Annotated in this window: 16 protein-coding genes; 3 read left to right on the top strand and 13 right to left on the bottom strand. The window is 53.8% G+C overall.

The features are described from left to right. Window positions 1–48 precede the first annotated feature (48 nt). From F3J31_RS12610 to F3J31_RS12555, 12 genes are all read right to left on the bottom strand, one after another. Window positions 49–417 carry a hypothetical protein gene (locus tag F3J31_RS12610; RefSeq protein WP_167213445.1) on the bottom strand — a complete coding sequence of 123 codons (369 nt, stop codon included), beginning with the start codon at window positions 415–417 and terminating at the stop codon, window positions 49–51. Continuing rightward, window positions 417–758, bottom strand: a complete 342-nt coding sequence (locus F3J31_RS12605) for a M15 family metallopeptidase (RefSeq protein WP_167213442.1) — start codon at window positions 756–758, stop codon at window positions 417–419. Before F3J31_RS12605 ends, F3J31_RS12610 begins: the two co-directional genes overlap by 1 nt. Continuing rightward, a complete protein-coding gene (locus F3J31_RS12600; RefSeq protein WP_135345999.1) occupies window positions 755–1,048 on the bottom strand; it encodes a phage holin family protein in 294 nt (97 codons plus the stop codon). The genes F3J31_RS12605 and F3J31_RS12600 overlap by 4 nt, the downstream gene beginning before the upstream one ends. Before the next feature lie 9 nt (window positions 1,049–1,057). Then, window positions 1,058–1,513 carry a phage protein gene (locus F3J31_RS12595; RefSeq protein ID WP_135345998.1) on the bottom strand — a complete coding sequence of 152 codons (456 nt, stop codon included), beginning with the start codon at window positions 1,511–1,513 and terminating at the stop codon, window positions 1,058–1,060. Next, window positions 1,510–2,637, bottom strand: a complete 1,128-nt coding sequence (locus F3J31_RS12590; protein WP_167213439.1) for a DUF2586 domain-containing protein — start codon at window positions 2,635–2,637, stop codon at window positions 1,510–1,512. The genes F3J31_RS12595 and F3J31_RS12590 overlap by 4 nt, the downstream gene beginning before the upstream one ends. Beyond that, a complete protein-coding gene (locus F3J31_RS12585; RefSeq protein WP_167213882.1) occupies window positions 2,634–3,341 on the bottom strand; it encodes a phage virion morphogenesis protein in 708 nt (235 codons plus the stop codon). The genes F3J31_RS12590 and F3J31_RS12585 overlap by 4 nt, the downstream gene beginning before the upstream one ends. Then, window positions 3,341–3,844, bottom strand: a complete 504-nt coding sequence (locus F3J31_RS12580) for a phage tail protein (protein WP_167213436.1) — start codon at window positions 3,842–3,844, stop codon at window positions 3,341–3,343. Before F3J31_RS12580 ends, F3J31_RS12585 begins: the two co-directional genes overlap by 1 nt. Continuing rightward, a complete protein-coding gene (locus tag F3J31_RS12575) occupies window positions 3,841–4,293 on the bottom strand; it encodes a head completion/stabilization protein (protein ID WP_205246249.1) in 453 nt (150 codons plus the stop codon). The genes F3J31_RS12580 and F3J31_RS12575 overlap by 4 nt, the downstream gene beginning before the upstream one ends. Before the next feature lie 98 nt (window positions 4,294–4,391). Further along, window positions 4,392–4,589, bottom strand: a complete 198-nt coding sequence (locus F3J31_RS12570; RefSeq protein WP_167213431.1) for a hypothetical protein — start codon at window positions 4,587–4,589, stop codon at window positions 4,392–4,394. Window positions 4,590–4,591: 2 nt separating this feature from the next. Next, window positions 4,592–5,296, bottom strand: a complete 705-nt coding sequence (gene gpM / locus F3J31_RS12565) for a phage terminase small subunit (protein ID WP_167213428.1) — start codon at window positions 5,294–5,296, stop codon at window positions 4,592–4,594. Window positions 5,297–5,299: 3 nt separating this feature from the next. Beyond that, a complete protein-coding gene (locus tag F3J31_RS12560) occupies window positions 5,300–6,322 on the bottom strand; it encodes a phage major capsid protein, P2 family (protein ID WP_044857489.1) in 1,023 nt (340 codons plus the stop codon). A gap of 61 nt (window positions 6,323–6,383) precedes the next feature. Continuing rightward, complete coding sequence (locus F3J31_RS12555; protein ID WP_167213426.1) at window positions 6,384–7,181, bottom strand: GPO family capsid scaffolding protein; 798 nt, start codon at window positions 7,179–7,181, stop codon at window positions 6,384–6,386. Between the two features lie 172 nt (window positions 7,182–7,353). Here F3J31_RS12555 and F3J31_RS12550 point away from each other — a divergent pair, with 172 nt between their 5' ends. From F3J31_RS12550 to F3J31_RS12540, 3 genes are read left to right on the top strand one after another with little or no spacing between them, the layout of a single operon-like run. After that, entirely contained in the window at window positions 7,354–9,129 is a 1,776-nt protein-coding gene (locus F3J31_RS12550; protein WP_167213423.1) for a terminase family protein, read from the top strand. Continuing rightward, a complete protein-coding gene (locus tag F3J31_RS12545; protein WP_167213420.1) occupies window positions 9,126–10,178 on the top strand; it encodes a phage portal protein in 1,053 nt (350 codons plus the stop codon). Before F3J31_RS12550 ends, F3J31_RS12545 begins: the two co-directional genes overlap by 4 nt. Further along, entirely contained in the window at window positions 10,175–10,498 is a 324-nt protein-coding gene (locus F3J31_RS12540) for an ogr/Delta-like zinc finger family protein (RefSeq protein WP_167213417.1), read from the top strand. The genes F3J31_RS12545 and F3J31_RS12540 overlap by 4 nt, the downstream gene beginning before the upstream one ends. Here the strand turns inward: F3J31_RS12540 and F3J31_RS12535 are convergent. Next, the gene (locus tag F3J31_RS12535; protein WP_167213413.1) at window positions 10,472–10,678 is read right to left on the bottom strand and encodes a hypothetical protein; all 207 of its coding nucleotides are present in this window, start codon (window positions 10,676–10,678) and stop codon (window positions 10,472–10,474) included. The two genes, F3J31_RS12540 and F3J31_RS12535, sit on opposite strands and share 27 nt — an antisense overlap. Window positions 10,679–10,694 lie beyond the last annotated feature (16 nt).

Genomic DNA, 10,694 nt, shown 5'->3' with positions numbered 1-10,694 from the left:
TCCCGATATTCAATTGCCGGGGAAGCGATATCCGCTCCGGTGTTACCCTTAATACGCGGAAGATTTTCCGTTGGACACTTTCGCTTCAGGTTTTCCTGATAGGGCACGTTCGGTGTTTTCGACGGTTGCGTTGAACATCCTGATAAAATCATCAGACACGCAAACGTTAGTGAAAACCGGCTTAATAATTTCCGTCCTGATTTCTTTCGGCTGGCCACGTTGCAGCGCCTCCAGTTGTTCTTCAAGTCCCCTGGCGGAATCGCTGGCAATGTCCTGCATTTCCTTACGCGATTTGTCACCCGCCACCTGCGCGGCCGTATTGATCGCCAGCTCCAGGCTGTCCCGCTTCCAGTCCGAAGTAAGCCAGCCCCAGACAAACGCCAGCGCCACCACGATAAGCCACTGGCCGTTCGTCATTACCGCACCCCGTTGTGTTCAAGGCTAAAGTGATTGCCGTCAGGACTGGACTTAAAGCGCCCGCCCCATGCACCGCCCAGCGATTCCCAGTATTCCCCCAGGGGCAAATAGGCTTCGGTTTTCGTCTGGTACACACCGTTGATGAACAGATTGAAATCCACAGCCAGACGCTGAGTGTGGAGGCTGTTCGAAATACCTGTGCCTTTTTTGGCATTCAGTGCAGCCTGTTCCGGCGTGCGGTACGCCTCGCCAAACGTCAGGCGGTAGCCCTTCGAACCAGCCCATTGGATTAGATCCGCAATTAATACGGTAAACAGCTGCTGTTTTTCACTTAACGTCACTTTGTTTCACTCCTGCTGGCTTTTCCGGCTGCGCGACGGCGCAACCACACTTCCACGGCCTGATAACCTGCAATACCAAGCCCCGCCCCCAGTCCCTGAATAGCCAGTGGGCTGGCATCCGGGATTTGAATCAGTGCCGCCCCGGCGATCACGGAAACAAAGCTCCCAAGTATTACGCGACTGACAAACAAACGCGGCGTGATGGGGTCGTTACTGGCCAATACTTTGCCGATGGCGATCAGTGCGCCCATCAGCAATAGCGTGTACAGGCTCTTTTCATGTTCCTGCATCCCTGCCCCTTAACCGATCAGGTTTTCTGTGGCTTCCGCTTCCAGATACGGGATGCCGTCGATGTTGATAAAACGCGGGTCTGTCACGATAAATTTAAACTTGCGTGTTGCCACCGCCCCACCTTTCGGATCGATATCCAGCAGACCGGAGAGATTCAGCTTGCAGCCGAAAGCTTCAATTTTCGATTCTTCATTCCCCGCTTTGGCGTAGAACAGAAAATCAACTGCCGGAATACCACGCCATGATCCGTACTGGCGCGCCAGCTGCTTCAGGGCGCCGACTGCTTTGATTGATAGCTCAATCTCGCCCTCGGCCGATACATCCCCGTCCACGTAACCATCCGGCACACCGTGGGTCTGGGCGGCTGCCGTGTTATCGGTAATGTCCAGAGTGACTTTTTCCACATGCACAAGCGTGCTATCCAGATAAAAGTCATAGGACATACCGGAAATACGCTTTGTCATGCCGTGGCCTCCAGCTTCTGATCCAGTAACAGGCTGATAGAAATTTGCAGCGGTACTTCAAAAATGCGCACCACAATGTAAATCTCGACGCGTTTATTCGTTTTCCAGACGATTTTCACATCGCCATCCTGTGGCGGTTTCACCTCGCCGGGGAATGTCACCCCGTTGATTTCTACCGCCTTTGACATTTCACGCAGCGGGCGGGCAAACAGCGATTCGTGCGCAGCAACACTGCCCGGCGTACTGTTCAGCGAACGATCCCCGATTTTTGAGATAGCCAGCAGACGCACGCGGCGGGCAACCTTATCGGCAATGCGCACCGTCTCAATTGACTGATAATCCCCGCCCTCCACGTCCAGCGTGCGGCCATCAGCCCAGTAGATACCGTCATAGTCTGGATACCACATTGGGACGCTGAATCGCTGCGCCTCCAGCGCCTTGAGCGTGGCAATCTCCAGCTGCGCGCCCGTTCCATCAACCGGAATCTCGTCACTGCCAATATCCAGCACCGCCCCCGTTTTCACCCGCGCCGGGCTGTCAGCAATGGTCACGGCACGATTGCACAGCCGTCCCGCCAGCACGCCAGGCTCATTTCCCCAAAGGCAGGGGATCAGATGAACCGCTTTTTCTGCAATGCCCTGCTGAAGAACAGACAGACGCGCCAGATAGTCGGCCTGCGGCTCGTCAGCGTCGAAACCGGACACCGCCAGCCCGAACCAAACCCAGCGGCCAAACTTTGAAATCAGCGTGGATCGCAGCGTGACTGCCTGGCTAATTTCCGCTTTGCCTGTGACGGCATCGCACAAAATGACACCCTCAACAGAGCAAGACGTCTGCGCGGCAATAACCGCCTTTGTCCATGCATCTGCTTCCGCATCATCAGCAAGCACATGCACGAACGCCCACCAGTTCTGGCCAGCATTGGCCTGTGCCGCTTTCAGGAATTTTTTCAGCGTTGTTTCTGGCTCACCCAGCAACGCATCAAAATCTGTCTGGGAATCCACCGCTTGGGTTTTACCCACACCAGCGCCCCCCTTACCGATAAACAGCACTGTGCGCTCAACTTCCGACACTTCGCCCAGTAGCTGGTTTACCTGGTTTACATCCACTAATGGCCAGGTCATGTTTTCCCCTTGATATCCTGCGCATTTACATCCCAGCCAAACCCGATGGCCTGAAGCTGACGTGCCAGCGCTTTATTAAATTCGTCGTCACTCATACCGAGGAACGCACGAGCCGGAAGGTCAATCGTCCAGCTCGTCTTTACTGCCTGTCCGCTCAGCTTGCGGATCAACAATCCGGCCTGTGCGTAGGGCATGGATGCAGTAATTTCGGCAAAGGTAGGCTTTTTCCACCTAGCCCCTTTTCTCACCCGATACCCCAGCGCCCGCAGCTTTTTCGCCTGGGCTTTTGTAGCCATCTTTCCGGCCTCTGCCTGTCCGGTTCGCCCGCTGCGGCTCACCCGCGCAGTCATGCCGTTTTGCTGTGCGTAGCCCACCACACCCGCAGGAACCGGGCTTTCACCGTTGCGATACCCGCCCCCCTGCAAATAAATCCGTACGGCATCCAGCTCCGGCATTTCGCGGATATGCAGCAGTTTCGGCATGTTGCGCAGCATCTTTCCCTTGCGCTTCGTTTTACGCCCTGGCCACGGCGTCCCGTCCGGTTCAGCCTGGTTTCGCACGTTGCGCTTTGCTGCGGCAATCAGCCCGTATTTCGCCAGCCGCCACAAAAGCCGCTGGCGCTTGCGGGGCGGCAAATCAAGACTGGCCAGCGCTTCACGTAGTGCTGAAAGCTGTTTTTTATTCAGCTCGCCGCCGACAATCATCACTCGTCACCCACTGGTGCACCTGTGGCATCACTGCCGTATACTGCGCCGTTTTGTGCCGTCCAGATTTCAGGATCGACCAGCCGCCAGCGCGTACCCTGCCAGGGGATTTCCCCATTCTCGTCCTCAACCACCACCAGTTCTTCAAGCAGCGGCATAGTCAGCACAACAGTGGCCGTCTCTTCACTTTCTACCGACACATCCCAGTCAGGATCAGCGTCCGTTATACCCACTTCATCCATCACCGGGTTACCGTGGTCGTCCAGCCAGGCTTCCAGCAATGCAAACAGCAGCTGCGGGGCGCAAAGCCGGTAAGGAAATCTTTCCCATGACAGCAGCGCGTTGTAACGAATCACCGCCATGCGGTACTGCCCCTGGCCGTAATCTTTTGCAGCAGGAACCACCTGCATATCGTCGATCACACTGTCAAAAGACTGCTGCGCACGGGCTGGAACGTTCTGCCGGAAAAACTCGGTCAGTGACTGTAGTTGCGTCTGGCTCATACTTTTTTCACCGTCGCTCGTTTCAGTCCCTTCATTCGTCGGATTACAACGGACGCCTCTGCCAGCAGTCCGGCGCGGGTTTCCATACTTTCCTGTCCGGGATGAGATTCACGTCGCCCTACAGTGGCAAACTCTCCCAGCAAGTCCGCTTTAGCCCTGGCGAAAACCGCCTTTATGTATTGCGCTGAGAGGGTGTTTAACTCCCCCATTCGTGCCCCCGGCGCGTCCCCTGCGCTCAGCACCCCTTTTGCCTTCCAGCTGGCTTCCACTTTTTCCAGCTCCGCATTCACTTCAGCCACAGCCGCCAGCAGCGCCTGGGCAACAGTGTCCGCGTCAACGTCAGCCGGGATAGCTCGCTGTGCCTGAAAGTCCTTCAGGTTCAGGTCTGGCCAGAATCCTTCGTTTTTTAGCGGCTCATCCTGATAATCAAGCGGCTTTCCACTAAACATGGCTCCCCCGAATAAATAGACGGGCTGTCCGGTTTCCACGGCGCAGTTTCACATCGTGTTGCTGCCCTCCACCGCGCCCGTCTGGCTTGCGGTAGTCATTAAGGCTGAGAGGGTGTCAGCTCGCTTTCATCAAACCAGGAGTCCACTGCGCGGCCATCAGCGGCCAGATAATGGATCAGGTACTGATTAGTGAAATTGGCGTATTCCGCACGGGCTTTTACGTGTCCCGTTTCACCACTAATTGCGACTTTCACCTGTTGCTTAAGCCCATATTTGAACTTGATCACTGTTGCCATTTTTATGCCCCACTCTCCAGGCGTCGAATGCGCGCGGCGATGGTCTGCCGGACAGTTCGCACGCCGATTTTTAAATAATGCTTTTCAGCAATGGCCAGCAGACCATCGGCTTTTTTCAGCGTGTCAATATCGTCAACGCTTGCCGCAGTTTTCTGACCGCTTTCATTACGCAGCAACTCCAGCCCGGCGAACTTGAACCACTTTGCTGTCACCTGCTCATGCAGCCGCCATTTGGTGGCCACGTTCTCAAACGTACGAGAGAAATACGGCTCAATGCTTTCTCCGCGCCCGGCAGTCTCCTCCGCCCAGGCCAGCATCGTATCGGCCACAAACGTGGGAAAATTGCTGCGCAGCCGTTCCGGCGTGGCCTGTTGCTGGGCAATAGCGATATCAGCCCATTCCAGTGCCTTATCCAGATCGCCCACATCAAACAGCCAGATCACGCACCACGCCAGAACCGGATTGGCATACACCTGGCCGCTGGCCAGATACGCTTCCACTGTCGGAACCCATTTAGGCAGCAGAACATTGCGCTTATGCTCAACGCGATCGGCAATTAGCGGCAGGCTTCGCACCTGTTCCACGTCTGTTTCAAGCGCCTTAATCAGCAGGTGCATGCTTTCCGTGGTGCCAACGGCCAGGCTTTGCTTCAGCTTTTGTTCCATCGCAATGCGCTGGTTATGACGCTGCGCGGGAGAAAGAGACATTGATTAACCCTCCACAGGCTCAGACGGTTTGCCGATGGTCACGGCATTTTCATCAATGGCCGCGTACAGCTCCGGCACTTCAACCGCATAGCCTTCGTTGCGCAGATATTTGTTTTCAAACTGTTTGCGATCCTCCACAAACTCAGCCTTACGCATACGGGTGTTGCGCTGGGTGTATATGTGCAGGTTTTTCAGCGGAGTAACCACCATGCGTTTACCCGGCATGAACGGCGGAATGATTGCCGGACGGCCAGCAATAGTGCTTCCCAGCATCTGCGCCGCGATTTTCTCCGTTGGGCGATCAGCGGCCTGATACAGTCGGTACTGTTCGGCGGCCACCAGGTCAGCACCTACCAGCACCACCAGGCGCGGGTCATTACGGAACTGTGCCGGGATTTTGGCGTTAATCAGATCGGAGGCCATCGCATCCAGCGATTTGTAATCCCCCGCTTCATCCAGAACAACCGGATCGGTCATAATCTGATTGCCACCCAACAGCGTTTTCATACGCTCATGCCAGCCAATGTTCACATCTTCGCCGTTCGGGTTAGCGGTAGGGTCAGTGGTTTTAGCGCGGCTCTTCCCGTTGAAACCAATGCGCAGCATATCCAGTGCGAATGCCTGGGTAGTGAAAGCCTGAACCAGGTTGTAAAACTCGTTTTCGTCTTTGCCAGCATTAGCCCAGACGGAAAGCAAATCCCAGCGCAGCGCCGCACAGCTGTCCGTTTCAACCAGCGAATAATCATTACCGTCAACGCCTACCTGACGGACAAATCGGCCGTTCTCACTGCGCCCGGTGTGAAGAACAGATGAACCAACAGAGATCACCTGGCCACTCAGCTGGTCAACGTCCAGGCATGTGAGCATGTCCAGGAACTCTACCGACTCCAGCAGCGCCAGACGCAGCGCATTTTCCTGCGGGTCATTCAGGGAAAAATAGCGACTGGTATCACGTGCGCCGAACTGCTGCGCCATTCCAGCCGTATATTTATCCAGTAAATCCCGCCCACGGTTATTAAGGTGCATAAAACTCCCTCGCATTTACGCGATTATTTAACTTGTTTTTACTTTTTTGCTTTTATGCAAATTACAGGAAATTGAATTTCCCGGATTTGGACTGAACCTGGCGCTGTTTGCGCTGACCACCTTTATTACCCAGATCGTTAAAACGGGTAACAATCTCTTTTGCATTGTCACGAATAGCGGCAAATTCTTCCGTATCCACAACTTCGGCGATAGTGTCAACATCGTCCTGCACGGAATTAAGCTGGGTTTCAATTGCACCCACACGCGCTTCCAGATCGTTTACTGCACTGGCCAGCGCCTGTAATTTATCATCACCCGCTGGCGGGTTATCCTGCGTGTCTTGTTCTTCAAATTTCGGTTTCAAGCCAAAATATTTTTGCCAGCCTTTCATATTTCCTTCCTGTGTAATTTTACCGTTTCGGGAAATCACACAACTGTAATATCCCTGTTTGTTTAATTTGCGCCGACTAAAGCGCAGCCGTGTAGTTCCTACACTTGCCGGGTTGTCAGTAACAGCCAGCCCCTTCAGATATGTACGATCCCCTCCGCGCCAGTTCAGCTCCGGCTCTACAGAGAAATAAAGCAACTGGCCTTCGTCGTTTGCATAAATCAGGCGCTTATTCGGGCACAGGCTGACATACAGCCGCGCCAGCCCGTCATCACCGTCCTGCCACATCGCTTCCAGCACTTCTCCAAAGTTTCCGGCGTAGCGCTCGTGTTCTGGCCATAGTAAGGCTGCGTAATGGTTTGGGTCATAGGTTTCCCCCATGTCGATAATCCATTGCCGTTCCAGCACACGTCCATCAACCGTATCGCCTTCAGTAGCAACACACAGCCAGCCAGTTTTTAAATGCGACACATATTTCCCCCTCTGTCGATTAACTGTTTCCCTTGCTGTGGATTTGATTATTGCTAATTAAACACATCCCCGCATTACGCTTTATTCTGGACAGTTCGGTTATAAGCCATTACCGAACAGCCCCGAATTAACCCCGCCGTTTTTTCATCAGCACCACGGCATAATTAAATCTATGGCTAAATACTCAGACGAACTAAAAGGCGTTGTCCGCGCGCTTTACCTGCGCCGATACACGCCTAAAGAAATTGCATCAGAATTAAATCTGCCGAATGCGCGGATCGTTTACTACTGGGCGGAAAAATATAAATGGGCTGACCTGCTCAGTTTCGAAAGTACAGAGGAAGCAATAGAACGCCGTTACCAGCTGTTAGCTGGGCGCGACAATAAAACAGATCTGGATTTAAAAGAAATGGATTTGCTTATTGCTCACGCCACAAAGCTGCGTGCCCAGAGCAATAAACATAAAGAAAAGCTGGCCTCCTGCCAGGGGGAACGGCAAGCAGCTGCGCGAGGGGAAAGCGAGGACGAACCCCGCAGCAAACGCAAGTACAAGAAAAACGATATTTCATCACTGACTCAGGATGATTTTGACACCTGGGCGGATGAGCATCTTTTCGAATATCAGAAACACCTGCGCCGCAACATAGGCCAGCTGGTCAGGAACATCCTGAAAAGCCGCCAGATCGGTGCAACCTGGTACTTTGCGTTTGAGGCGTTCGAAAATGCAGTAATGACGGGCGATCCGCAAATCTTCCTGTCCGCGTCTAAAGCCCAGGCGGAAGTGTTCCGGTCTTACATCGTCAACATTGCAGAACAGTATTTTGGTATCACGCTGACCGGGAACCCGATCCGCTTAAGTAACGGCGCAGAGCTGCGCTTCCTGTCTACCAACAAAAACACCGCCCAGTCATACAGTGGCCATCTTTACTGTGACGAATATTTCTGGGTTCCTAACTTCGCAAAATTGAACGAGGTGGCCAGCGCAATGGCCACCCATGACAAATGGCGTACCACCTACTTTTCCACCCCATCGGCCAAAACACACCAGGCGTACCCGTTCTGGACGGGTGAAGAGTGGAAACAGGGCAGCAAGAAACGCGCGGCTATTAAATTTCCCCTGTTTGATGAAATGCGGGACGGTGGCCGGCTCTGTCCGGATGGCCAGTGGCGATACGTCATCACGATGGAGGATGCCATTGCGGGCGGCTTCAACCTGGCCAACATCGAGAAGCTGCGAAACCGCTACAACACTGCCACATTCGACATGCTTTATATGTGCGTGTTCGTGGACAGCAAGGATTCCGTTTTCAGCTTTTCCGACCTGGAAGCGTGCGGAGTGGAGGTGGACACCTGGCAGGATCATAACCCGGATGCAAAACGGCCGTTTGGAGACAGGCCAGTCTGGGGCGGCTTTGACCCGGCACGCAGCGGCGATTTGTCGTGTTTCGTGATTGTCGCCCCGCCGATGTTCGCCGTTGAAAAATTCCGCGTGCTGAAGGTGATTTACTGGAAGGGCATGAACTTCCGCTACCAGGCAAAGCAGATCGAAAAGCTGTTCGACCAGTACAACTTCACTTATCTGGGCGTGGATGTAACCGGGATCGGCCAGGGAGTTTTTGACAACATACAGCACTTTGCCATGAAGGTTGTCGTGCCGATTCGCTATGACATGAACACCAAAAACCAGCTGGTACTGAAAGCAGCGGACGTGGTGGAAAGCCAGCGTATCGAGTGGGACAAAAACCTGAAGGAAATCCCCGCCAGCTTTATGTCAGTACGGCGCACTACCACCCAGAGCGGTAACGCAATGACCTTTGTTGCAGACCGCAGCCAGGACACTGGCCACGCAGAGGCATTCTGGGCAATCACCCACGCCCTGCATAACGAACCACTCAACTATGAAAACAAACCAAAATCCCGTTGGGGTGTAAGGAAACAGGCAGCATGAGCAAAAAGAAACGTTTTGTGAAGCGCGAACAGCGCGGCGATAAGTCCAAAAAAATGAGCATTATCAGCTTCGGCAAGCCGGAACCGGTACTGACAACCGGAACCGATTACCGGGAAATCTGGTATGACAACGCCGCCGATCACTACACCCAGCCGATTGACCGCCTGGCGCTGGCGCAGCTTATCAACCTGAACGGCCAGCACGGCGGGATTATCCACGCCCGTAAAAACATGGTCACGGCAGACTATCAGGGCGGCGGCCTCACGTTCGACGAACTGGAAGCCGCTGTGTTTGATTACCTGACTTTCGGGGATATTGCCGTGGCAAAAGTCCGTAATGGCTGGGGAGACGTGATCGGGCTTCAGCCACTGCCGGGGCTTTACCTGCGCCGCCGTAAGGAGAAAGAAAACTCGGAGACTGTGCCAGGGGATTACGTGGTTTTACAGGAGGGTGAGCCGCTGACGTATCCGCCTGAAGATATCATTTTCATCAAAATGTACGACCCGCAGCAGCACATCTATGGTCTGCCGGACTATATCGGCGGCGTTCACTCCGCCCTGCTGAACAGTGAGGCGGTCATTTTCCGCCGTCGCTACTACCACAACGGCGCACACACGGGCGGTATTCTCTATACCCGTGACCCCAGCATGACGGACGAAATGGAGGAAGAAATTGAACAGCAACTGCGGGACAGCAAGGGGATCGGCAACTTCTCCACCATCCTGGTGAACATCCCTGGCGGTGATGGGGACGCGATCAAGTTTATTGAGATGGGGGATATTTCGGCCAAAGATGAATTTGCGAGCGTGAAGAACATCAGCGCCCAGGACATTCTGAACGCACACCGTTTCCCGGCCGGGCTGGCGGGTATCGTTCCGCAGAACACTGCCGGACTGGGTGACCCGGAGAAAGTTGAACGCACCTACAAAAAGAATGAAGTGGTGCCCATTCAGCGCCGCCTGGCGGCCGCCATCAAAGACGATACGGAAATCCCGCCGCATCTGCATTTAAATTTTGATTTTGAAACAGCAGATAAGGGTGCGGCATGAGGCTAAAAAGGCTAAAATCCAGGCATTATTTAACAGCTGGAGAGCGGAATATGAGAGTCCTGAAAATTGAATGCCCTGAATGTGGCTCAAAGGCTGTGATTCGCAAGACCAACCGGAAACACCGCCAGATTGCAGATATTTACTGCGCCTGCGCTGACGTGGAGTGTGGGCACACCTTTGTTATGAATTTGACGTTTTCCCATACCCTCAGCCCCAGCGCTAAAACAGGTGACGCTCTGGTGCAAACCTTGCTCAAAAACCTGTCACCCGACCAAAAGCAAATGGCTCTGGATTTATTGAAGGCTGCGCCCGCTGCCTGAAATGCCCCCGTTCTGGGGGTTTTTTATTTCCCCCCTGACCACGTTTCGCATCTCTTCAGCAATTTCACCAATCCAGGTTAAGGCAATAGTCTTTTCCTTCGCGCTTATCTCACTTACATGGGCTATTTTTGCCAGCAGTTCGATGCGCTCCAGCTTTACTGATGCCTCTAAGATATCCATGCAGCCTCCACAAAAT

The organism is Enterobacter sp. Acro-832, assembly GCF_011752745.1.
In the GTDB taxonomy this organism is placed as follows: domain Bacteria; phylum Pseudomonadota; class Gammaproteobacteria; order Enterobacterales; family Enterobacteriaceae; genus Enterobacter; species Enterobacter quasiroggenkampii.
The sequence above is the reverse complement of the archived record's forward strand: the minus strand, read 5'-3'. Positions and strand labels throughout refer to the sequence as shown.